At 41.3% G+C, this 21,250-nt stretch carries 17 protein-coding genes; 10 read left to right on the top strand and 7 right to left on the bottom strand.

Annotated features, from left to right (window positions below; translation table 11 throughout):
- Window positions 1-109 precede the first annotated feature (109 nt).
- On the bottom strand, window positions 110-976 hold the full coding sequence (prmC, locus tag M23134_RS00545; RefSeq protein WP_002692750.1) for a peptide chain release factor N(5)-glutamine methyltransferase: 867 nt from the start codon (window positions 974-976) through the stop codon (window positions 110-112).
- Window positions 977-1,828: 852 nt separating this feature from the next.
- On the opposite strand from prmC, the gene M23134_RS00540 reads away from it, so the two are divergent.
- From M23134_RS00540 to M23134_RS00510, 7 genes are all read left to right on the top strand, one after another.
- Window positions 1,829-3,019, top strand: coding sequence for an AI-2E family transporter (locus M23134_RS00540; RefSeq protein ID WP_002692745.1), 1,191 nt, complete (start codon window positions 1,829-1,831; stop codon window positions 3,017-3,019).
- 41 nt (window positions 3,020-3,060) lie between these two features.
- The gene (locus M23134_RS00535) at window positions 3,061-4,407 is read left to right on the top strand and encodes a hypothetical protein (protein ID WP_002692743.1); all 1,347 of its coding nucleotides are present in this window, start codon (window positions 3,061-3,063) and stop codon (window positions 4,405-4,407) included.
- Between the two features lie 551 nt (window positions 4,408-4,958).
- The gene (locus M23134_RS00530; RefSeq protein WP_002692738.1) at window positions 4,959-6,686 is read left to right on the top strand and encodes a PAS domain-containing protein; all 1,728 of its coding nucleotides are present in this window, start codon (window positions 4,959-4,961) and stop codon (window positions 6,684-6,686) included.
- 19 nt (window positions 6,687-6,705) lie between these two features.
- The gene (locus tag M23134_RS00525) at window positions 6,706-8,085 is read left to right on the top strand and encodes a GAF domain-containing SpoIIE family protein phosphatase (RefSeq protein ID WP_002692736.1); all 1,380 of its coding nucleotides are present in this window, start codon (window positions 6,706-6,708) and stop codon (window positions 8,083-8,085) included.
- 783 nt (window positions 8,086-8,868) lie between these two features.
- Complete coding sequence (locus M23134_RS00520) at window positions 8,869-9,657, top strand: leucine-rich repeat domain-containing protein (protein WP_002692730.1); 789 nt, start codon at window positions 8,869-8,871, stop codon at window positions 9,655-9,657.
- A 310-nt stretch (window positions 9,658-9,967) separates the two neighbouring features.
- Window positions 9,968-10,858, top strand: coding sequence for an oxygen-dependent coproporphyrinogen oxidase (hemF, locus tag M23134_RS00515; RefSeq protein WP_002692728.1), 891 nt, complete (start codon window positions 9,968-9,970; stop codon window positions 10,856-10,858).
- A 13-nt stretch (window positions 10,859-10,871) separates the two neighbouring features.
- Window positions 10,872-11,630 (top strand): leucine-rich repeat domain-containing protein, encoded by a 759-nt coding sequence (locus M23134_RS00510; protein WP_002692726.1) that lies wholly within the window; start codon window positions 10,872-10,874, stop codon window positions 11,628-11,630.
- Here the strand turns inward: M23134_RS00510 and cbiB are convergent.
- The 4 genes from cbiB to M23134_RS00490 form a co-directional block, all read right to left on the bottom strand.
- Window positions 11,627-12,589 carry an adenosylcobinamide-phosphate synthase CbiB gene (gene cbiB / locus M23134_RS00505; protein WP_002692724.1) on the bottom strand — a complete coding sequence of 321 codons (963 nt, stop codon included), beginning with the start codon at window positions 12,587-12,589 and terminating at the stop codon, window positions 11,627-11,629. The two genes, M23134_RS00510 and cbiB, sit on opposite strands and share 4 nt — an antisense overlap.
- A gap of 89 nt (window positions 12,590-12,678) precedes the next feature.
- On the bottom strand, window positions 12,679-13,707 hold the full coding sequence (locus tag M23134_RS00500; protein ID WP_002692722.1) for a pyridoxal phosphate-dependent aminotransferase: 1,029 nt from the start codon (window positions 13,705-13,707) through the stop codon (window positions 12,679-12,681).
- A gap of 122 nt (window positions 13,708-13,829) precedes the next feature.
- Complete coding sequence (locus M23134_RS00495) at window positions 13,830-14,060, bottom strand: hypothetical protein (protein ID WP_002692720.1); 231 nt, start codon at window positions 14,058-14,060, stop codon at window positions 13,830-13,832.
- A gap of 58 nt (window positions 14,061-14,118) precedes the next feature.
- Window positions 14,119-14,601 (bottom strand): ATP-binding cassette domain-containing protein, encoded by a 483-nt coding sequence (locus M23134_RS00490; RefSeq protein ID WP_002692718.1) that lies wholly within the window; start codon window positions 14,599-14,601, stop codon window positions 14,119-14,121.
- A 96-nt stretch (window positions 14,602-14,697) separates the two neighbouring features.
- Here M23134_RS00490 and M23134_RS00485 point away from each other — a divergent pair, with 96 nt between their 5' ends.
- Together M23134_RS00485 and M23134_RS00475 are read left to right on the top strand one after the other, a co-directional pair.
- A complete protein-coding gene (locus tag M23134_RS00485) occupies window positions 14,698-17,121 on the top strand; it encodes an ATP-binding protein (protein WP_045112736.1) in 2,424 nt (807 codons plus the stop codon).
- A 588-nt stretch (window positions 17,122-17,709) separates the two neighbouring features.
- Complete coding sequence (locus M23134_RS00475) at window positions 17,710-18,561, top strand: T9SS type A sorting domain-containing protein (protein WP_002692710.1); 852 nt, start codon at window positions 17,710-17,712, stop codon at window positions 18,559-18,561.
- Between the two features lie 159 nt (window positions 18,562-18,720).
- On the opposite strand, the gene M23134_RS00470 is transcribed toward M23134_RS00475, so the two are convergent.
- Both M23134_RS00470 and yidD read right to left on the bottom strand, forming a co-directional pair.
- Window positions 18,721-19,752 carry an amidohydrolase family protein gene (locus M23134_RS00470; protein ID WP_232296757.1) on the bottom strand — a complete coding sequence of 344 codons (1,032 nt, stop codon included), beginning with the start codon at window positions 19,750-19,752 and terminating at the stop codon, window positions 18,721-18,723.
- A gap of 297 nt (window positions 19,753-20,049) precedes the next feature.
- The gene (gene yidD / locus M23134_RS00465; RefSeq protein WP_002692705.1) at window positions 20,050-20,313 is read right to left on the bottom strand and encodes a membrane protein insertion efficiency factor YidD; all 264 of its coding nucleotides are present in this window, start codon (window positions 20,311-20,313) and stop codon (window positions 20,050-20,052) included.
- Between the two features lie 60 nt (window positions 20,314-20,373).
- Here yidD and M23134_RS00460 point away from each other — a divergent pair, with 60 nt between their 5' ends.
- Entirely contained in the window at window positions 20,374-21,111 is a 738-nt protein-coding gene (locus tag M23134_RS00460) for a class I SAM-dependent methyltransferase (RefSeq protein ID WP_002692704.1), read from the top strand.
- Window positions 21,112-21,250: the final 139 nt, after the last annotated feature.

The raw sequence follows: 21,250 nt of genomic DNA, 5'->3' as shown, positions 1-21,250 counted from the left end.
TGACAATGGCTTGCCTGAATATTTTTTTAAGGTCGGAGAAAACAACACTGGTTGCCTTACTCCCATATACATGGGCATTCCAGAACATCATATATTCCTCATGAAAATACTAACCACTCAACCCCACTGCTTTTACCATTCTATCTTTACCAAATAAATCTTTGCGTACTTCTACCTCCTGAAAACCTTGTTGTTCTATCATTTTTTTGGTGATGGCTCCAAACTGTTCGTTGATTTCAAAATAAAGTGCCCCTTGGGGTTTAAGCTTTTGTCGGGCAACCTGGGTAATGGCTTCATAAAACAGCAAAGGCTCGTTTTGGGGCACAAACAAAGCAAGGGCAGGTTCGTGTTTTAGTACATTTTCGTGCATTTGGGCTTGCTCAGCAGGGGTGACATAAGGTGGATTACTTACAATAACGTCTAGCGATTGGTCGGCAAAATGAGTAAATGAAGGGGCTAAAATATTGTGTGCTATCCATTGAATATTTACTTTATTTAAGGCTGCATTTTGCTGGGCAATGGTCAGTGCCTCATTTGATACATCGAGTGCATTTACTTGAGCCTGGGGCATGTTTTTAGCAAGTGTTACTGCAATGCAACCGCTTCCAGTACCAATATCCAGCAAAGTAAGGGGCTGGCTTTGGAAGTCTTGTATGATCCAGGCAACCAGTTCTTCGGTTTCAGGACGCGGAATAAGTACTCCAGGCTTTACCCGAAAGGGTAATCCATAAAACTCGGCTTGTTTTGTTATGTATTGAATAGGTTCATATTGCTGGAGACGCCTTAGGGCATTGTCGAGCACCTGTAGCACTTGTGGGATTGTTTGAATGGGCTGATTTATCAAAACCTGCATTTTATCCAACTGAAACAGGTGCTCTAGTAGTAAGAAAGCCATAGATTGGGCTTCGGTAGCAGGGTAATAAGGCAATAGTGCTTGGCGACACTGATCAAATAATTGTTTAGCTTCTCTGTCCATGTAATTTATTGAGGCTTATTTTTGGCAGGCAAAAATAGAAAACCTTTACACAAAATAGGGTAAGTTTGAATAATAGTAAATGACAGAACAGCGTCGGTACTCACGATCAACTCGTTGATTTTTTTATTTGATGAGTGCATTTTTGCGTTGGCTCAAGCAAAAAAAAGCGTAAAGATGATTAAATCTCTACGCTTTTTGTTTTTTCGAAGGTTCAATAATTTTATTGCATTGTCTGGTATCAGAGATACAACCGATTAAAGGATGTGGTTGTAAAGGATAGTGCATATTAAAACTTAAAAGGATGTACTGGTTAAGGGTTTGGGCGATAACTGAGTTATCAGGATTCACTTGTAACAATGCCGATAGCAGTAAAAAATGACAAGCGCCTATATTTTTTTTCAAAAAAAAATAAAATTATTTCTCACAGAGGTAAATAAACTTATCAAAACCTGGGTTACCAATCAAAGTTATATCAATTAAGAGACATAAAATCAATAAGTTATGTTAATGTTAGCATAACTTGCTATTTTTCTAAGCTACAGTTTTTGGTGCCTGATATTTATTTATAACTTTATTAAAAATTATTGATTTAACAATAAAAACTCATCTCGGCTTTTAATAATGAGCTGCAAATCATTCAAAAAATAGAGACGAGCTCCAGGTTTTATGACGCATACTCTGACTATTTTTTTAAAAACACCCGCATCTACTTAAAGGTTATGTCCTTATACAACAGACCAGAACCTCATAAAATTGGTGGTGGGGACGCGAATCAGGGCAAAAAATAGTATAGGTAAGAATAGTTTGATTGTACCATGTAATTAAAAATTTAATTTGTAACTCACTTTATACATGTTTTTACTACACAGAGCCACTCTTAATTTATTGTTTATAGTGCTTGTCGCAATCGTAATAGGGTGGGTGTTTTCTGACATTGTTATTTACCTGCTCATATCACTGATTATATCTTCTATTCTGCGCCCCATTACCGACTATGTAACAAGTGTAGAGGTTTTTCGTCTGAAAATACCCCGAAGCATTGCCATTGTGTTTTCTTTTGCTCTACTTATTACACTATCCAGTTTGTTCTTACTACTTTTTGCGCCTATCATTTCTGATCAGATTAACCTGCTGAGCAACCTTGATTACCAGAGTTTGCTCGACCAGATACAAAAACCCATTGCGTCGGTTGAGTCGTTTTTAATCAAGAACTTTCAGGTAAATAAAAAACCAGGCTTTTTGCTGCAAGACATTACCCAAAACCTGCTCAATTTTGTTGAGGGCATCAATGTAGGAGCCATTCTAAACTATATATTGGGGTTTGCTGGCACTTTGTTTCTTTATATATTAGCAGTAAGTTTTATTACTTTCTTTTTTCTTTATGAAAAAGGTTTGATCCGCCACACCTTATTGGCGGCCATTCCTAACCATTATTTCGAGGTGGTAGTGACTACTATATATAAAATAGAGCGACGACTTACCAGCTATTTGGTGGGGTTGCTTATCCAAATTATTGTCATTTTTACCATTATATCGGTAGGTCTTACTATTGCAGGGGTAGCAGGACGCTATGCTTTATTAATTGCGGCAGCAGCAGCTTTGTTTAACCTCATTCCTTACTTTGGTCCTACCCTAGGCTTTATTTTTGCCTTGTTTGTCATTATTTCTACCACCACGCTTAACTCAGTATTCGAGGTAACTTCTAATGAATACGCCTGGATTACCTTAAAAACATTTACGGTGTTTGCCAGTGCTCAACTCACTGACAACATTTTTCTGCAGCCTTTTATATTTTCTAAGAGTGTAAAAGCACACCCGTTGGAAATATTCATTGCTATTTTTGCTGGAGCAGCATTGTCAGGCGGTTTAGGCATGATCGCTGCTATTCCAGTATATACCATTCTTCGGGTATCGTTTATTGAGTTAAGGTTGGGGTACACCCAATACTATATTTTCAAGGCAGATGCAGCTGGGTACCAGTTAAAACTAGAGCGCAAAAGTGAGCGAATCAAACATCAGTTTGAGCAAAAGGATAACAAGTAAATAAACGATGGTAAAATAACAACTCATAAGGACAAGGCAATATGCAAAAACAATCTCCTATCCATCAATTAATTGACCTTTTTCAGGAAGCTTTCGTGCGCCTGCACCTAGACATTCCTCCTAAAATTTGTGAAAAGTATGCCGTATTTATCTATAGCTGTATGGACAATGGCAAACGTAAATTTCATACCACTGAACATGTACTGAATGTATGCCACGATATGGCACCCTTACAAATACTGGCGGGATTGTTTCACGATGTGGTGTATTATCAGGTAGATAAGTGTTTTTTACCCCAGTTCGAGGATTTGGTGCTACAGGTAGTTACCGTAAACGAGCAAGGAGTGCACCTTAAGAATGACTTATCCGAAGATTACTTAATCGATTTATGCCTGGATTTGTTCAATTTTGCTCCAGGACAGTTGTTAAAGCCAGATGCAGGGTTGAATGAATTTTTGAGCGCTTGGGTAGCGGTTAGTTACCTAAAAGATTTCCTAAAAGCTAAAGACCTCATGACTATAGTGGCTTGTATAGAAGCCACCATTCCCTTCAGGCCTAAAGATGACCAGGGAATGAATTGTTTTGACCACCTGGAATTACGCATTCAGCACTGTTTCCCCAAGTATCAACTTTCACTGGCCTTGTCTGATATAGAACAAATGGTTCGCCTGGCAGCCGGGCTTGCCAATCGTGATGTAGAAAACTTTGCCGATAAAGATATAGGCAGGTTTTTAGACAACACCTGGGCTTTGCTGCCCGAAACCAACGACATGCTATGGAGACCAGGAGTGTACTACAACCAAGACTATAGAGTGGCCTTAAGTAAAATGGAGGGTTTTTTGTCTTGTCTTGACCCTCAAAACATATTTCATCATTACAAAGGGGCTCCTGATGAGCAATATTTAGTACTTTTAAAACAACAGGCACACCATAACTTACAAACTTCGGAAGAGTACCTTCAGGTAAAAATTTTGGCTATTACCATTGTAGAAGCCTTGGCAAAAGTAACTGGAGGCGATGCTCCTGTTTCATTATTTTTGGGCGATGGGATCATCGATGGGGTAGAAAAAGCCGAAGATTACCTCCCCCCTATTGAGTTATCTGACCACCTAGCGTACAACGATACCATCTATCGCTTGTTAGAGTATGGCAGAACCAGCGATACCAGCTTCGACATCAAAAACTCTCCCATTGGGGCTTTTACTTATAAACTACTGGGTGATAAAGAAACTAAAAAGTCAATGGACATTGCCCGGCAAATGTTCTTGGGTAGCATTGCCCCCGAAACCTTTCTGAGGTTGGTAAACCGCGACTTGGTCAGTCACATCGCCCAGGCTTGCGCCATATTAGTTACTACCCGCAAAAAAGAATTGGTGCGTTGGTTATAAGTAGCAGCAAGTAATTAGCTATAAATCCTTAGATACCCATGTATATCGGTGCTACAAGTAAGGGTAACTCGCTCATAGTATAGCTGTTGCACCTACTCATTAGATATATTTAATTCTGCCTCGGTACTTAGCTCAATTTAGTTTAACACTATTTTTAAAACAATTTGCTTAAATTCAATTCATTGTGTAATTTTTTGGTTAAAAACAATATAAGTCTTATTTTTATAGCAAAACACGATAAAACATACATCTATAAAGCTAGTATATACCATACCAAATAGTTATTTTCCCAACAATTGTTCATCTCAACAGAAAAACAAAACAAAAACTATAATGCTGTAAACCAGATCAATAGTTGCAAAAGCCATTGTTTAACACAAAATGTTCAATAGGTTTTAAAACAATTCAATAAGCTTGTAAGTTGTACATGGCAATTAACAACAAGTCATTGAAGTTTTTGGAACAAAATTTGACCATTTATCAACATATTTTTCACCCCATTTTTATGTACCTGTTAGTTATTCACAACAATTTACTAATCCACAAGCATAATGCAGGCAAATAATGAAACCCCTGACAATAACACAAACAGTAAAGTGACTGTCACTAAAGACATTCAGGAACGCCTTTGGCTAGACTCAAATTTAACTAAATTTGATGATGTTTTGAGAGAAAACTACGACAAGTCGATAGAAGACTTCTCTGAAGCCATCATTGGTTACTTGTGTACCCTGACAGAAGCCATGAGAGGCGCATTTTTCGTCAGAAACACCAAAAAAAACTGCTTAGAGTTTAGAGGTGGGTATGCCTGTACCGAAAAATCAATGGGTAAAACTTCGTTTGATATAGGTGAAAGTGTAGTCGGACAAGTAGCAAAGTCATACCGTAGCTCCTTTTTAAAAGATATTCCACTTCAAAATGTGTACGTAAACTCTTCGTCGGGTCAGTTAAGTGCACGTAGTATGGCTGTGATACCCCTGATTTTTAATGAAGAGGTGTACGGAGTATTAGAGTTCGTATATTTGCATAATCTCGACGAAAAATACTTAGATCTGCTCAACCGACTTGGCAGAAGCGCAGCAGCAATGCTCCAAAGCATTCAAAACAATATCAAAACAAAAAAACTACTTCACGAGTCCCTTCTTCAGGCAGAGCGCTTGAGGGCTGCCGAAGAAGAAATGCGCCAAAATAACGAAGAGTTGGTGGCTACTCAAGAAGAAATGCAGCGTAAAAGCAAAGAACTCGAATACTTGCTTCAGGAATCAAAGGCAAAAGGGCAAGAGATGCGTGAAGTAAAAGAGAAGTTAGAAAAAGAACAGAAAAAACTGAGACAGGAACAGGCAAATTTCAACCGAATGACTTCTGCTGTGCCTGGTATGATATTTCAGTATCAAGTTTTTCCTAACGGCACCCACCAACTTCCTTATACCAGTAGTGGTATTGCCGATATTTTTGGCGAAAACCTCCATGATTTTGAAGATATTGAGGTATTCAAAAACCTTATCCACCCTGATGATTTGCCGTCTTTTGAAGAAAGTATGGCTGAAGCAGTAGAAACATTCAGCTTATGGCAATGGGAAGGCAGGATTAACCTGCAAGGTGGGGCAGTAAAATGGGTAGCAGGGTCAGCACGTCCCGAAATGTTAGATGACAAATCGGTTTTGTTCAGTGGTATTTTTACCGACATTACTACTATGAAAGAGAAGGAAACGTTTATACAAACAATTAATGAACGCTTCGAACTAATCAATAAAGGGTCTGCTCAAGGAATATGGGATATGGACATTCCTGAAAACGAAATATTGAATCAAGAAACACCTGTGTGGTGGTCAGGTCAATGCTCTACCTTGTTAGGCTACCAGGAATCAGCCCTTGCCGAAAGACTGGGTAGTTTGTATGATCGGGTACACCCTACTTCGAGAGGATTATTCTTTGAGCATTTTCACCACCATTTGCGTAATTACAAGTCGGTCAAACCCTTTGAGAAAGCATTTCGTTTTCGTACCAATAACAATCGTTATCGTTGGTTTTTGTTAAGAGGAACTATTCAACGCAATTCCACCGGCAAGCCACTACGCATGGCGGGTGCTTTGGTAGATATTACACGTTATAAAACTCTGGAGAAAAAACTAGACAAGTATAAAATAAGAGAAAAGAAAATGCTTGCCAAAATAGGCGAACAAGAAGGACGCAATAAAACAGTAAAGACTCTGGAAACAGTCAATGCAGAGCTGGTACAACAGGGACCTTTCAATGGTGGGCATAACGGAAAAAAATAAAAAGACCTGCCTTAAAGAAATGGAGGTCTTTTTCACCATTTCTATACTTAATTTATATACTAACCCATTAGTTGATCACCCAAAACTATTACCTACCTTGCTTGAAAATAAAGAATTTTATGATTTAGCCGTTGCCAAATTTGTAGATGTAATGCAATGGCACCAAGACATCGCGTTGGATTCATGGGCAGAAAACCTACTCGAAAACCTCATTCCACTCGTTGAGGGCGTAAGAGCTAGTTTGTATGTTGCCAGTCCTGAAGAGAAAGAGCTCACCTTTTTAACTGGCTTTGCATTAGATAGTTCCGACGAGGTAAAAGAAACCTTGTGCTATGGCGAAGACCTGATAGGGCAGGCAGCCAAAAAACGAGAATCCATTACTGTAGCTCCCCAAGTAGACGAAGGAGTAATACTAGATACTACTACCTCACAAATACCCATCCGGCAAATATTGGTTCAACCCATTGTTTCTAACAACCAATTGAGCGGGGTGATGGAGGTGCTGTTTTTTAAAGATCCTGAACCTGAATATCTGGAGTTTTTAAAACAACTCAACCCTCATATTGGCTCTAACCTTAACTTGCATATCCAGGAAGAAAAGCTTAAAAGTCGTAATAATGAGCTAGACGAAAAAAATAAACAAATTACCAGTAGTATTAAGTATGCCAAAAACATTCAGGATGCTATTTTGCCGGTCGTTGGCTATTTTGAAAAAGCTTTTAGGGATCATTTCATTTTATTTTTACCCAAAGATATTGTAAGTGGCGACTTTTACTGGGTGTCGCAGGTAGAAAACAACACTTTTTTGGCAGTAGTTGACTGTACTGGACACGGTGTAGCCGGGGCATTTATGAGTATGATTGGCAACACTTTGCTCAATCAAATTATCAACGAAAAGCATATATTAGAACCTGAGCAAATATTGGATGTCTTGAACCATAACATAAGGCTGGCACTTAAACAAGATACAAGCAACAACAAAGATGGAATGGACTTGGGTATTTGCCGCATTGCATCACCCGACGAAAACGGGAAGATAGCAGTAGTTTATGCTGGTGCCAAGCGCCCTCTTTATACAGTCCATCAGGGTGAGTTAGTAGAACTGCCAGGCGATCGCTACTCTATTGGTGGATGGTTTGGGGTAGATCTTCCTGAGTTTACAAACAAAACTATTACCCTTGAGGTAGGAGATGTTATCTATATTACTACTGACGGATACAGTGATGCTGCCAATGAAAGACGCAAAAAATTTGGTAGAAGAAAACTCAAAAAACTTCTTTTTGCCCACAATGAAAAGTCGATGCAACATCAGAAACGCTTTTTGCACCAGGCGCTGAACGATCATCAACTAAATACTGAACAACGAGACGATATCACCGTAGTGGGCGTCAGACTTTAAAAACTCAACAGGGGCTAGGGCTATATGTTTTGTAGGCTATTATAAAGTACCAAGGCAGCATTCAACACAATGAATAGGTGTAACTACCATAAGCAAGTGCTCCTCTTACTTGTAGCATCGATACACATCGGTATCTAAGGACTTATAGCTAATTATTTGCTGCTAATTACTACTAAAAACTTTAGCCCCATTTTATGTAAAACTATCAAATACTTGTTGAATGTCTTCTTCTACCAACGGTTTGCTTACATAATCGTCCATTCCAGCCCTCACGCGCTTTTCTTTTTCTCCTTTTACCGTTCCTGCCACATAGTAAGCGATAACCTCTCATTGGTTTTCTTGAGGTGTTCTTAGTTTGCTGTCTATGATGTCTTGAAAAGCCCCTAAAAAGCCCATTTGCCCATTTTTTTGAGTAATCACCCTGCCCGATACTTGGGTTCGCCCCTACATATTACATCAAAATCTTCTTGCTTGTCAAACGCTTGTTGGTCGGCCAAAGAGTAACTGTTGGGGTTGGTAAAATGCTTAGGGTACCTCTAGTTATGATATAATTCGTTTTGCCATTCCCACCGATCGTTGCCAGCAGCAGGATGCCAAAGCCCCAGGCTGGCAACTTGCAATGAATTTTGAAGCGTTATTAAATCATCACTGGAGTAATGTTAAATTCCCACGAATTCAAAGAGAAATAAAGCATTCAACGCGGCGATTAGCTATGAGATAATTTATTACTGTCAAAATAACTCCTAACTTGTCTATTTGTTTACACCAACCCATTTCTGGTAAATGTTAAACCCTTCGGAAGCTGATTTACAAAAATTAGAAGCTTTACTGCTAAGTAATGACTTAAGTAATGTAGCACTTGCCTTTACCATAGGGCAAAACTATGACTCTTTTCAACAAACTCTACAGGGGCTTGCCACCATTTGGAAAGCAGTAGATTGGGAGCAAGACCAAGGCATTACGCCTCAGCAAGTGCTGTATATGACCCGCTGGAACCGACTCAACCTTCGTTCTTATAAGTTGTTGCAGCTTCCTCCTGTGATAGGTTTACTACAAAACCTTACCCGGCTCGACTTGTCTGACAATCAACTTGCATTTTTGCCCACTCAAATCAAAAACCTGCAACAACTGCATACGCTCAACCTTAGCAAGAATAAGTTCAGCGATTTGCCTCAAGCGGTAGCCCACCTTGAGGCTATAGAAAATCTTGACTTGAGCCACAACAACTTTGAGCATTTTCCAGTGCTTGTGTCACAACTTGACAATCTTAAGCAAATATACTTTGCGCATAACCAACTCCAAGACGCTCCTGCTCAACTAGAGCAGTTGCACCAATTAAAGGTACTGGATTTATCCAATAACCAATTGACAAGTTTTCCTGGTTTTATTGAGTACTTGCCTTCACTTTGGGAGCTAGACTTATCATTTAATCAACTCAAGCACATTCCGCTCGACTTACCCAGCCTCCAAAAACTCAATATATTACGCATTAAAGGCAATGCCTTACCCCATCGCCACAAACAAGCCATCAAGCAGGCGTTTGCTGATAGCCGTACGAAGGTGGTATTTTAGTTGGGAACTACTACAGCTAGGAATTACGAATTTGAGAATTACGAACCGACCAAAGGGAGCTCTGCAAAGCTAATTACGAATTGGGCGAAGCCGTTAGGAATTACGAGTTTGAGAATTACGAACCGACCAAAGGGAGCTCTGCAAAGCTAATTACGAATTGGGTGAAGCCATTCGTAATTAAAAAGCTTTGCGCCAATTCATAATTAAAAAAATCACTAAATTCGTCCCAATTTTAATTTAAAGTATGTAAGGGCGGCATTGGGTAGGTTTACGACTTGCCTCTCACCACTGAAACTATAACTATCAGATTATGGCAAAAGAAAAATATACCAATTGGTTTAAGGGTTTACAGGATAATATTTGTGCAGCCCTTGAAAAAGCAGATGGCAAGGCAAAGTTTGAGGAAGATTTGTGGGAACGCCCTGGCGGTGGTGGTGGGCGCACCCGCATCATGCGCAACGGTCAGGTGATAGAGAAAGGCGGGGTAAATTTTTCATCGGTATTTGGTCGCACTCCTCAGGCACTGCAAGATAAAATGGGCTTTCCCCCTTCCGATTTCTACGCTACGGGGGTATCTATAGTGTTGCACCCTGCCAACCCTATGGTTCCTATTATACACATGAATGTTCGCTATTTTGAACTATCTACTGGCACTGCTTGGTTTGGTGGAGGCATAGACCTTACCCCGATTTATATAGTACCCCAACAGGCACAGTTTTTTCACGAACAACTCAAGCAGGTATGCGACCAACACCACGCCGATTACTACACTGAGTTTAAACAATGGGCAGACAATTATTTTTATATTCCGCACCGCAATGAGACCAGGGGTATTGGAGGTATTTTCTTTGACCGCCTCCAGGCTACTGACGACATTTCGCTGGAAGATCGCTTTGCTTTTGTTCAGTCGGTAGGCAATGCATTTGCTCCTATTTATACGCACCTTATTGGTGAAAACCGCAATAAATCATTTGATGAAAAACACAAAGAATGGCAACGCGTACGCCGCGGTCGCTACGTAGAGTTTAACCTGGTGTATGACAAAGGTACCAAGTTTGGGCTGGAGACATCGGGGCGTATTGAGTCTATTCTGATGAGTTTGCCTGCCCATGCCTCTTGGGTATACAACTACCAGTCACAACCGGGGAGCGAGGAAGAAAAAACGATGAATTTGCTCAAAAAAGACATTGATTGGGTATAATAACAGTTTGACAATGAGTGATGAAGACAAAATATTACAGTTGCTTGAGAGCGAAGATGTTAAGAATGTAGCAGTGGCTTTCCAGTTATGCGTTGGTCTCAAGGGTGCTTATGGCCCAAGGGTAATAACTATTCTGCAAAACTATTGGTTTATGTGCCTACGCTATGGTATACATGACCAAGAGTTTTTGCAAAAAAAAAGGTTGTATTTAGACGATGATGATGATCTGAGTGAATTACCTCCCGAGATTGGCTTGATGCAATCACTTACAGATTTAGGGATAACTTACACTCGGTTTACCACCTTGCCTGCAGAAATCGGGCAATTGTCAAAATTGCAAAACCTATATTTAGAATACAACCAACTTACAGCTTTGCCTGCCGAAATTGGACAACTCAAGCAATTACAGTGGTTGGGTATGGAAGAAAATCAACTGGTAAGTTTACCCGACGAACTTTGCCAACTGCGACAACTCACCAGACTAGTAGCACACGCCAACGAATTGCGGGCATTGCCCGAATGCATAGGCAACTTACAAAACCTGGAACTGCTGATGCTGGAGGTGAACCGATTAAGGGCACTACCTGCCAGCATTGGGCAACTGTCGGCACTTAAAGGGCTCCATTTGGCAGACAATGAACTGACTGATGTACCCAATGAAATTAGGCAGTTGCAAAACCTGGAAACGCTCGACCTTATCAATAACCCGATACCTGAGGCTAAAATAGCCGAAGTACAAAGCTGGTTGCCCAATTGTGAAGTGGTGTTTTAAATCAGCGGCAAAGTCCCTATTATACATAAACCCACTATAAACCCTACCATGAGCGCCGTAGTAAGGTGATTTATCACAGCCACTCTACCAAATTCGTGGTGGCTGATGGGGCGCTCTTGCTGCCCTATGTAGGGTTTGGGTACCCAAACTCCGTGATACTTGTTAGGCCCGCCAAACCTACAGTTAAGAATGCCTGCCAACGCAGCTTCAGGATAACCTGCATTGGGGCTTTTGTGTTGGCGGCCATACTTGTACACAAAACACAGGGCACGCCCGTTAAAACTGACCAATGCCATTAACAAAGCAGTAAGTCGGGCAGGTACAAAGTTGAGTAAGTCGTCGAGTCGGGCAGCAAATTTACCAAACTGCTCGTAACGGTCGTTGCGGTAACCAATCATCGAGTCAAGCGTATTGACCATTTTATACGCCATGATACCTGGCACCCCAAACAAGGCATAAAAAAACAAAGGGGCAACGACCCCATCGCTCAGATTTTCGGACATAGTTTCGAATACAGCAACTCGCACTTGTTGGGGGCTAAGTTGCCCCGTGTCTCTGCCTACAATCCACGCAAGCCGCTTTCTACCTGCCTCTAGTCCTTGTTGATCTAAGGTATCAAATACGGCTTTGCCTTCTTGAATAAGGCTTTTGTTTGCCAAACCATAAAATACGCCTAGGGTGCCCAATAAAATGCCCGCCAACGGGTGTAGTTGATTCATCCATTTTTCGGCGAAAGCCAAACTTATAAATACCAGCGCAACCAACCCAGTGGTAAGCAATGCCCCTTTGAGAAACCTGGCTCGCCCACGATTGAGCAGCTTTTCGCCCAGAGATATACTGTTGCCAAACCAGCGAATGGGATGAGGTAGCCTGCGAGGATCTCCCAATAAAAGATCGAGCAAATAACCTAACAATAAGGGCAGGCAAGGGAGTATTGACTCCCCGATATAGCTATGCATAAAATAACAAGATTGAGTATAAACCAACGACAAGCAATGGTACCGCTCCAATACTTAGCGTGTATTTACTTCAGGAATAGTGAAAAACGTTAACGGGTAGCGTTCCAGGCTTTCAAAGCTTGAGTGAGCAAATTGTTTTTTTCGGCAGTAAGGGTGGCCACCCTAAAGTATTGATGGTCGAGTCCTCTAAAATTGGTAGCGTTTCGGATCAATAGATGATGCTCGTGACTCAGATAATCTTTGAGTTCTTGAGCTGTACCATTGAGTACCTTACCCAGCCAAAAATGGGTATCACTTTCTATCCACTCAAAATGAGGTATTTGATGAAGCTCAGCAAGCCAACGTTTTTTTTCTGCCAACAGGCTATGTATAGCGGGACTGATTTCGGCATAATGATCAAAAATATACTTGCCAGCAGCTATAGCCAAGGCATTGACCGACCAGGCTACCTTGATACTTTGTATTGCCCTTATCAAAGGTTCAGCGGCTAACAAATACCCCAAACGTAAGCCTGGAATAGCAAAGTTTTTGGTGAGCGATTTTAACACAATAAGGTTAGGGTAGTCGCGGATAAGTGGCACGTGAGAGTCAATAATTTCGGTAAAATCTATAAATGCCTCGTCAATACAAAAAATAGTGGTAGGGTATTGTTCCAACAAGTAGGCAATGTGTTCGACAGGTACTGTAGTGCCTGTGGGATTGTTGGGGTTACAAATAAAAGTAAGTGTAGCCCCTTGTGGTTTCCAGTGAAGCAAGTGTTTGCCTGGCACAAAAGTAATAGAGTGGTGGTGGTGTATCTTACAAGCGTCTTCGTACTCGGCAAAGGTAGGTGTAAATATAGTAGTGGACTTGCCCGCATATAACTGGGCTACCAAGTGAATACCTTCTTCGGCACCATTGAGCACTAACACCTGTTTTTCTGACACTTGATGGTGGTTGGCTATTTTTTGGCGTAGGCTTTCGGCAAGCACTTCGGGGTAAGATGCCACCGTATGCCATTGCTCAAACACATATTGCTTGAGCCCCAAAAGTCCTGGTGTTTCATATACATTGGTACTAAAGTTTGCCTCTATAGTATGAGGCTGCAAATATACGTCGTCCCCGTGTCCGTATAACATGTTATTCTTGTTTAGTTTTTATGTCTTGCTTTGGCTTTTAGTTTTTCCAAAACTTTTGTGCTTCTTCAAGGCGATTCACATCAAGCCCATTCGTAATCAAGCCTTGGCGAGCGCGGCTTTAGCTAATTAAAAAGCGTTTGTTTCCATTGGTAATAGACCTGCATCAACTGCTGGCGGGTCAACTGTGTCATTTGCTGCCCTTCGTTGTTTAACACCCTTATGGTAATGGTTTTCTCGTTATGAATCGACGCTTGCTCCAGTGCATCTAATAAATGTGAATTGTGAGAAAAACTGACCGTTTTGCGGGTGGGTGGTGGTTCGTCAAAACGCGCTTTTGCCAAAATTTCGCCCAAAGTTACCGCCTTTAGTTCTAATTGAAAGCGTTGACTGTCGAAAAACCGACGAACAAACTCAATCGAGCAACAATACAGGAGGGTCAGCCGCCAGTGCACGGGCAATGCCTACCCTTTGCTTTTGTCCCCCACTGAGTTCGGTGGGTAGCCTTTCGGCAAACGATGCCGCAGGTATTTTTAAACGGTCTAGCAACTTCTTGACCTTTTGGTCTATTTTGTCTTTGTGCCACCCCAACAACTGTGGTACTACTGCCACATTTTGAGCCACCGTATAATGCAGAAACAACCCTACATTTTGGATCGCGTAGCCTATGCTCCGCCGTAGCTGTTCGGGAACTTGTTGCAAAACATCCTCACCATTGATGCGTATCACTCCTGATGATGGTTCTACCAAAACATTGAGCATCTTAAGAGTAGTAGTTTTGCCCGACCCACTTGTACCCAACAATACCAGGGTTTCTTGGGGGGCTACCGAAAACGAAACTGCTTGTACTACTCTGGTATCGCCGTATTTTTTGGTAAGTTGTTTTACTTCAATCATCTGAACCAATAAAAAATGTTGTACCTTTGCAGGCTATTTCAATAAAACCGCTAACAATAATTATTACGCAGGTGATTGAAAATTACAGGAACAAGAATGGAAATACAAACTTTTATACAATCAATTCTCAAAAGTATTCACAGCTCTTCTCTTAACATCACCCGACGCAGAGTCAGTACGTTGCTTAAGAAGGTAAACCTTGCAGAAAGCTTTCAAGAGTTTCTTGAAATGTTTTATCAACAACTGGAAGAACATCACCTGGAGGTAAGCCCAGCACTTACGGGCGAGCTTCCGGCAGATACCTGGCTGCATTTTAGTCTTATAAGCGACGAAAAAGATCGCCTTCCGGCAAATGTGCCTCAAACATTGCCCGTAGTCGAAGATTTTTTTAAATATTTATTTGATTTTGGTTCTCCCGAAGAATATGAACGGTTTCAAGCCGCACTGGACTCTTTTTCTCCGGTAAGCTTATTTATCGTTCCACAAGAAGAAAACTTTTATTCAGACGTGATAGAAAAAGTGCTATCGTTTGAACTGCTACGCAAAAGGCAATACCGCAACGATTTTAAAGTAGGCGATATAGGGCAAATGGAGCTTGGCCAACTGGCTACCGACCCATCAGGCAACGACCTGCCTGTAGCTAATATCTGGAGCTTTTACGACCTCTACAATTTCGACCAAAAAAATATGGAACAGGTCATTTTGGGCGAAAACGGAGCATCGTTGTTACAATCTGAAAAATTTACCCAAAAATTTAATCAATTGGCATTGTATGCCAACAAGTATTATTCAGACCAGTTTTTTATTGTGTTTAACTGCCCCTCGCAAAAACAGGTGGCCGCCAAACAACGGCAAGAGGTAATGGATAGTCTGATTGCTCAGGTAAATCAAAAGTTTCCTTATGTGTTTACATTGCGCTGCAAGTTTGCCCGCCAAAGCGAGATACCAGCCGAGGTATTGCACAAAATATACCAACACTTTAGGTTTTTGCTAGAGTTACCCCACTACCCTATCGATGAATCTTTGCCATTGGCAAGTGGGTTTTCGTTGTTGCAAAAAGCCCAAAAAATGGCAGAGACACAGTTGTTGCTCCACATGAAGCCCGAAGTGTTTAACCTCATGCAATGGAACTACGAAAACGATGAGTTTTTACATTTGCAATACTTTGCGCTCAATACCTTGCACAAACGTTATGGTTATGCATTGCCTGATATTAACACCAACGCCAATAGCAGCCGATACCATGTAACCGAGGATTACGAGTTTGCCGCAAACCCCGATGTAATGGTCAAAAATGAGATCATTGTAGAGATAAAAACACTGGGGCAAAAAATTAGAGACAAAAACATTCATATCGACTTGGTATCAAGCATTAAAAGCGAGAGCCGGGGTTGGAAAAAAAACCTGAAAGAGTTTTGGCTGGTAGTACCAGGTTTTGAGATTGCCCGCAACTATTATCAGCTTAAGAAAATTCAGCAAATACTACAAAGTACACTTAAGAAATCGTTTAACAGCCAATTTAAAATTGTGCTGATGGCACCCGACTATGCCAACCACGAGTTGGTACCAGTGCACTTCGACGAGATCGCATTGCCCACCCACCAGGCGGTCATGCAAGCCCCCTCACTACCCAGTACTACGGCACTGCCTACCACCAGGGCTTTGTCGTTTGACCATGTAAAGGGCTTGCACGAAGAGAAAGCCATGCTTAAAGACCTGATTCAGCTTCAGGACGAACACCATAGCCTAGGGCTTGGAGGAATTATTTTTTATGGGCTATCGGGTTGTGGTAAAACCTACTTGTCCAATGCCTTTGCCAGCGAGCTAGGCAGGTATTTCTTTAGCTTTTCGCCCGCCGATATTCAAAGCATGTGGATAGGACAAACCCAAAAGAATATCAAAGACATTTTTTCGCAGGCGCAATCCAAAAGCCCCTCATTATTGTTCATGGATGAGCTCGAAAGTATTGGCTTTAGCCGAAGCAACCAACAAGCACATACCGACCAGAAAGCGACAATTAACCAGTTGTTGATAGAAATGAATAACATAGACGAAAGTAATGTGCTGGTGGTAGGGGCTACTAACAAAATCAGCCAATTAGATTCGGCACTTAAGCGTTCGGGCAGGTTTGACCTCAAAATTCCTATTTTTCCACCCAACGAACAGGAACGTGCCGAGATTTTTCACTACTACCTCGAACTACTCAATAAAGAGCTTGCCCAGAAACAACGTGGCATTATAGAAGTAGAACAGGTATATTTTAATTATTTGGGCGAAGAAAGTGTAGGAATGACTTCATCGGATATAAAAACATTGATGAACCGCCTAAGGATAGATAACTTACTAAAAAAACCCCAGGCTACCAGTGCCGATTTGCTGGTCACCAGGGTCAAAAAGTTTATTCAGGAAGGACAACGTACCCTTAGCAAAGATGATGTGCGCGGTTTTATTGACGAGTGTCAGCGCAACGACCAATACAGTCCTAAGATTGAATTTTTGCTGGACGAATGGAATCTTTAGTAATTAGGGAAGTAACCAACAAATAGTATACGTATTTGACAAAGGATGTTTCGCCCTGATGCGTCTTGACCACAACAACATTTGGGGAATGTTGGGCGAGGTTGTGGGATGCTACTGCGCTCGCAACCATCGCACAGGCTGGCTCAACATTCACTGGATGTTGCCATCTCGCCTCAAACCAAAACCTCTCACTGAAAACACTTACTTTATTTAACGGTTGCTCCCTTAATAGTGTAGGCGTTGTGGGGTTGGCACCCCACAGTATAGTATAAACAACATCCACATGCAGGCCTTTTGTAAATGGATGTTGTTTGAGTTATACAATAATATACGCACCTTTTTACAGGATTAACCCTCTTTTTGTTTCATCAATTCCCAATCTTACCCATAATTACCCAATCTTACCCATCCATATCACATACTTTTGCCCTACAACTATTTCAGGAAATAAGTCAAAACACACTTCGTATTTTTACATTATTTTCTGGTACCTGATTATATTATGCGCCTGTAATTGAGCCACAATTTGCTTGTCGCATGAGTACTTAGGTTCTACTTTTATTAAACCTTAATTAACTTTTTATTTACATGAAAAAATTTACTACTCTGTTTACCCTGATGTTGTTATTCATGGTAGCATTTGCCAACAATGTATCGGCACAATGCAGCGTTAGCGGGTCAAGCTCTATGTTAGCTGGCGAAACACGTGTTTATACTGCTACCAATCAGTCTGGTGCACGTTACTTTTGGTCTACTACTGGTGGTTTAAGCATCGTAGGAAGCAACACTGGTCGTACCGTATCAGTAAGAGGTACTAGCAACGGAACTTTATATTATGCTCGCTATAAGAGTGGTGCTGCTCCTTGTACTGCGGCTCGTTCTGTAAGTGTAAGTGTGCCAGGTTGCCCTACAAGAGTTGCTATTAGCCAACAATCGGCTGAGTGTATTGGAAGAAGAGCCATTATTGACATGAGAGCCATTCTTACCGGTTCTGGTTCTAGTCCGGTAACTTACCAGTGGACAGTGATTAGTGGTGCTGCCAACATATTCAATAACAACAGTGCGTTTGCCACTGCGTTTGCTAACTCAAGAGCTTCCTTTACAGTAAGAGTAACGGTTACTTGTAATGGTCAGTCTATTACTTCTACCAGAACTATCCGTGCACCTTACTGCAACGGTTCTATCGATCCTTTACGTATCTCTCCAAACCCATCTAACGCTGACTTGACTGTAGAGCTTAAGTCTGCCAACAAGATCAAAGTTACTGATGCTAAGTATCAGGTAGAGGTGGTAAACAAAAATGGAAAAGTGGTATTGTCTGAAAAGCTTAAAAGTGCCAAGCAGCAGTTCAACACTAGCAAATTGCCTAAAGGTATGTACTACATCAGAACTAAGCTAAACGGTGAAGAACTAGGTACTGCTCGCTGGATCAAGAGATAAGTAACCTTGAATAAATTTGGTCGATTCATCGCCAAATTCATAAAAACCCTCATCAACTTTTGGTTGGTGAGGGTTTTGTTTTATAAAACTTTGAGCTATGTTTTTAACTTTCTGAATAACTTAACCAACAGGTCTATCAATCAACTCTTCCCCCCTCTGTTACATAAACTTTTCTTTTTTTAGGTTGAGCCACTCAAGGGTAGCATTACAGTAAATGTTTTCTTTGTCTTTGTCCGACAGGTCAGTTTCTTCGATGAAAGCCCCTATTTCCAGGTCACCCAACGGAAAAGGATAGTCAGAACCTAAAGTGACCCGGTTTGACCCCATCATGTCTACAGCATACTTGAGCATAGTAGTGTCATGGGTGATACAATCAATCCAAAACTTACCCAAATACTCTCTTGGGTTTATTGGATTGTCAATTGCCACAAGGTCGGGGCGACAATTAAACCCGTGCTCTATTCTGCCCAGCGTGGCTAAGAAGGAACCTCCAGCATGGGCAAATGCTACACGTAATTTAGGATAACTGGCAAAAACCCCACTAAAGATCATAGACGTAATGGCGCGGGTGGTTTCGGCGGGCATACCCACCAGCCAGGGCAACCAGTAACGGCGCATGTTTTCCATGCCCATCATCTCCCAGGGGTGAATTAAAACCGCCATTTCCAACTCTTCACACGCTTGAAAGAAAGGCCGAAACTCAGGTTCACTCAAGTTTTTTTGGTTAATGTTAGAGCCTATTTGCACCCCGGCAAAACCCAGTTCTTCTTTACAACGATGTAGTTCTTCTACGGCAAGGTCTATGTCTTGCATGGGCAAGGTACCCAAGCCAATGTAGTTTTTAGGGTGTGCCTGCACCAGTTTGGCAAGGTCATCATTCAAAAACCTGGCAACATCTAGTCCATCTTGAGGTTGTGCCCAGTAGCTAAACATGACCGGTATGGTGCACACTACCTGCACCTGGGTATTATATGCTTTGTATTCTTCGATGCGGAGTACCGGATCCCAGCAGTTAGATTTTATTTCGCGGAAAAACTTGCCGTCCATTAACATACGGGCTTTTCCTTTTTTGTGGTGATCAAGGTATATAAAGCCCCCATAACCAAATTTTTCGGCAAAACGGGGGAGCTTTTCCGGTATAATGTGGGTGTGCATGTCTATCTTCATCCTGCGAAAATAAACAGATGCCACTAATTTATAAATAGGAAAGGAAAAATTTTAAATATGATAATGTATAGGTGGAAGTTAGAAGTGCTGATAGGGGCAAGCTTTAAGCGACAAGTCGCAAGTCCTTAGATACTAATGCTAGACCCTGTTTAACTATGTTGAGCTCATCACAGCAGGTTAATGTAGGTTCAGTTCACAAGCACCTACACTTTTTCTATCACACTTATTTTTAGTGATTTATAAGACTTTTAGATAAGATACGGAAGTTGGGAGCTGCCAATGGCGTGGTAAGAAAACAGTATTGCCACCATGTACCGTACACTAATCGTCGTCACTTTTGGGGTTTTGAGAAGGGCTTTTCTTGTCTACTTTGGGGGGTACAGGGTCATAACCACTGCCTCCCATGGGGTGACAGCGCGATATGCGTTTCATTCCCAACCACATGCCTTTAAGGGCTCCGTGAGTTTGGATGGCTTCTACGGTATAATGCGAACAAGTAGGTTGATAGCGACAGGTAGCGGGCAAGTAAGGAGAGATACCTTTTTGGTAAACCCGAATAAAAAATATAAAAATGGCTTTGAGCATTGACTTCTTATTTGGTACTTGTAGGTAAAAATACAAATTTATTCTCAAAAGTTCAGATTGATGGCAGATTCACAAGTAAAAACCCACTATGACACTCATTTACAGAATTTTTATTCCTGGATGATGGGTAGTTTTGATGAGTGCATGACACAACAACAAGCGTTTTTCGAGACATACAATATTTTGCCACAAGGCAACAAAGTAGCCATAGATTTGGGCGCTGGACACGGCATCCAGTCGATAGCATTAGCCAAGCAAGGTTTTGAAGTTACCGCTATAGATTTTAATAAAAAACTATTGGCAGAGCTTCAGCAAAATGCAGGTGATTTAATTATTCATACGCAGGAAGATAATATACGACACATAAAAAAGTACGCCCATCTACAGCCTGAACTTATTGGTTGTTGGGGCGATACCCTTGCCCACCTGGTGTCTGACCGTGCGCTCGAAACTTTTATCCAAGATGTAGCTGCATGCCTCAAAAAGGGTAGCAAGTTTTTATGCTCTTTTCGAAATTATTCAACCCAACCATCGGGTACTCAAGAGTTTATACCTGTAAAAAGTGACAATGAGCGCCTATTGACTTGTGTATTGAACTATGAAGCGCAAAAAGTAAGGGTTACAGATTTGCTTTGGGAAAAAAAAGACGAAGGGTGGCAGCAAAAAGTAAGCAGTTATTATAAAATAAAAATTTCTCCTGGGCTCATAGAGCGCTTACTTCACAACAATGGGTTTAGCGTACAGATAAATGCCCTGGAAAATGGTCTTCATCACATCATTGCTCAAAAAATAAAGTAATTGCAAAGCATAGGCGGTGCCTATGAGTAACAAGGGTGGTGAGACATTGCTTACTTTTTGGGCGCAGACAATCACCCTTGATAAAGGCAGTACAACCCACGTTTGTTTTTATTTTAAGAATAACAACACGAACAGACAG

The sequence above is a fragment of the Microscilla marina ATCC 23134 genome (assembly GCF_000169175.1).
Classification (GTDB): Bacteria; Bacteroidota; Bacteroidia; order Cytophagales; family Microscillaceae; genus Microscilla; species Microscilla marina.
Note: the sequence above shows the minus strand (reverse complement) of the source record. Positions and strands in the feature narration are given on the sequence as shown.

Excerpts from the sequence above, each read along its gene's own strand:
- prmC (WP_002692750.1), bottom strand. The coding sequence starts at position 976 with ATGGACAGAGAAGCTAAACAATTATTTGATCAGTGTCGCCAAGCACTA.
- M23134_RS00540 (WP_002692745.1), top strand. The coding sequence starts at position 1,829 with ATGTTTTTACTACACAGAGCCACTCTTAATTTATTGTTTATAGTGCTT.
- M23134_RS00535 (WP_002692743.1), top strand. The coding sequence starts at position 3,061 with ATGCAAAAACAATCTCCTATCCATCAATTAATTGACCTTTTTCAGGAA.
- M23134_RS00530 (WP_002692738.1), top strand. The coding sequence starts at position 4,959 with ATGCAGGCAAATAATGAAACCCCTGACAATAACACAAACAGTAAAGTG.
- M23134_RS00525 (WP_002692736.1), top strand. The coding sequence starts at position 6,706 with ATGGAGGTCTTTTTCACCATTTCTATACTTAATTTATATACTAACCCA.
- M23134_RS00520 (WP_002692730.1), top strand. The coding sequence starts at position 8,869 with ATGTTAAACCCTTCGGAAGCTGATTTACAAAAATTAGAAGCTTTACTG.
- hemF (WP_002692728.1), top strand. The coding sequence starts at position 9,968 with ATGGCAAAAGAAAAATATACCAATTGGTTTAAGGGTTTACAGGATAAT.
- M23134_RS00510 (WP_002692726.1), top strand. The coding sequence starts at position 10,872 with ATGAGTGATGAAGACAAAATATTACAGTTGCTTGAGAGCGAAGATGTT.
- cbiB (WP_002692724.1), bottom strand. The coding sequence starts at position 12,589 with ATGCATAGCTATATCGGGGAGTCAATACTCCCTTGCCTGCCCTTATTG.
- M23134_RS00500 (WP_002692722.1), bottom strand. The coding sequence starts at position 13,707 with ATGTTATACGGACACGGGGACGACGTATATTTGCAGCCTCATACTATA.
- M23134_RS00490 (WP_002692718.1), bottom strand. The coding sequence starts at position 14,601 with ATGATTGAAGTAAAACAACTTACCAAAAAATACGGCGATACCAGAGTA.
- M23134_RS00485 (WP_045112736.1), top strand. The coding sequence starts at position 14,698 with ATGGAAATACAAACTTTTATACAATCAATTCTCAAAAGTATTCACAGC.
- M23134_RS00475 (WP_002692710.1), top strand. The coding sequence starts at position 17,710 with ATGAAAAAATTTACTACTCTGTTTACCCTGATGTTGTTATTCATGGTA.
- yidD (WP_002692705.1), bottom strand. The coding sequence starts at position 20,313 with ATGCTCAAAGCCATTTTTATATTTTTTATTCGGGTTTACCAAAAAGGT.
- M23134_RS00460 (WP_002692704.1), top strand. The coding sequence starts at position 20,374 with ATGGCAGATTCACAAGTAAAAACCCACTATGACACTCATTTACAGAAT.